The organism is Streptomyces sp. NPDC002742 (assembly GCF_042888885.1).
GTDB lineage: Bacteria > Actinomycetota > Actinomycetes > Streptomycetales > Streptomycetaceae > Streptomyces.
This window is the reverse complement of record NZ_JBIAQF010000072.1, coordinates 1-1,657: the sequence shown is the minus strand read 5'-3', so window position 1 is coordinate 1,657 and position 1,657 is coordinate 1. Positions and strand designations below refer to the sequence as shown.

Here is a 1,657-nt window from a genome sequence, read left to right as displayed (position 1 = left end):
AGAAGGCTTCCGCTTTCCGAACGTGATCGTGTGGTTCGAGGTTGGTGGGCATGAATTCCACCTGCAGGCGGGAGGGATGGGGCGGTTCGTCTGCTCGTCTCGTCCGTGGAGGTGGCTGTGCCCTCGGTGCTCGGAATGTTGGAGGCCCGCGAGAAGAAGGTCCGTGAGGAGGTAGCCCGGCTGCGGGAGGAGGCCGAGCGGGTGCAGGCCGCGCTCGTGGCGGCGGAAGGCGCCTTGGTGAGGCTGGCTGGCGCTCGGGAAACGGTGGCCGAGGTGCTGGGTGAACAAGCAGCTCAGGGAGGCGAGTTGTCCCGTAGTGCGGTAGCAGGCTCGACCGTTCCGCACCGGGGTGGGAATGCCGTCGCATCGGTGCTCGCGCCGGAGTACCAGCAGATCCTGCGGGTACTCGGCGTGCCGGAGGCCGCCGACGGGATGCGGGTGAAGCAGATCCTGGCAGGGCTGGGGTGGGAGGCGACACCGACCCGGATCGAGGGAGTGCGATCGCGGGTCAAGCGGCTGGCCGCCCGCGGGTGGGCCACCGAGGTGCGTCCGAACGTGTTCGTCTCCGCTATGACGACGGCGTCGGCTGCCGCGGGATGAAGGCATTGCGGCGGCGTCCGGCGAGCCGGCCCGTCATCAGCATGGTCATCGACCACAGCACCATCGCCTCGTGCATCGCGGGCAGCGTCTCGTAGTCACGCACCAGACGACGCGAGCGCATCAGCCAGCTCAGCGTTCTCTCCACCACCCACCGTCTCGGCAGCACCACAAAACCCGTGGTGTCGTCGCAGCGGCGGACGATGTCGAGGGTGAGCTGGAGCTTTTCGCGGGCGAAGTCGACCAGGCTGCCGGCATAGCCGCCGTCCGCCCAGACGAGACGGACCGAGAAGTACCCCTCGCGCAGCCGCTCGAGCACCGGGACGGCGGCGTCACGGTCCTGCACGCTCGCCGCGGTCACCAGGACCGCCAGGACCAGGCCGAGACAGTCCACCACCACGTGCCGCTTGCGCCCGCCCACCCTTTTGCCGCCGTCCCACCCTGACGTCGCGCGCGGGATGTTCGCCGCGGCCCGTACCGACTGCGAGTCCACGATCGCCGCCGTCGGATCCACCGAGCGGCCCTCCTTCACGCGCACGCGGTCGCGCAGCCGGTCGTGCAGCTCCGTGAGCAGGCCGGTGGCCTGCCAGCGGCGGGCAAAGGCATGCACCCGCCGAAACGGCGGGAAGTCCGTCGGCAGGTTGACCCACTTCACCCCGTTGTCCACGACGTAGCGGACCGCATCCACCATCACGCGATGGCAATACCCCTCCGGCCGCCCGCCCCGGCCCTGCAGCCAGGCCGGCACCGGCAGCAACGGCCGGATGACCTGCCACTCCGACTCGCTCATATCGGAGCCGTAGCACGAAATACGGTCCGTCCGGTCCGCGGCGTTTCCGAACCGGTGCGCGAGACAATCGCACGGCGACACGCGGGAGTTGGACGCGACAGGCGTAATCAAGCAAGACTGCGACAACAGGGTCTCCTGGGTGCTCGAGTGGCTTCGCAACCCCGAGCTACCGAGGGGACCCTGTCTTCATGCACCGGCGCCGCCGCGATCACCCGATCCAGAACCCAGTTCGACTGACCACGCCCATCGACCGGTATGCGGAAGCCTTCT

Annotated in this window: 2 protein-coding genes; one reads left to right on the top strand and one right to left on the bottom strand. The window is 69.0% G+C overall.

Going from position 1 to position 1,657, the window contains the following annotated elements; all coding sequences use genetic code 11:
* Window positions 1-117: 117 nt before the first annotated feature.
* A complete protein-coding gene (locus ACFYW8_RS44510; RefSeq protein WP_389093888.1) occupies window positions 118-600 on the top strand; it encodes a hypothetical protein in 483 nt (160 codons plus the stop codon).
* Here ACFYW8_RS44510 and ACFYW8_RS44505 read toward each other — a convergent pair.
* Window positions 569-1,387, bottom strand: a complete 819-nt coding sequence (locus ACFYW8_RS44505) for an IS5 family transposase (RefSeq protein WP_389093884.1) — start codon at window positions 1,385-1,387, stop codon at window positions 569-571. The two genes, ACFYW8_RS44510 and ACFYW8_RS44505, sit on opposite strands and share 32 nt — an antisense overlap.
* Between the last annotated feature and the right edge of the window lie 270 nt (window positions 1,388-1,657).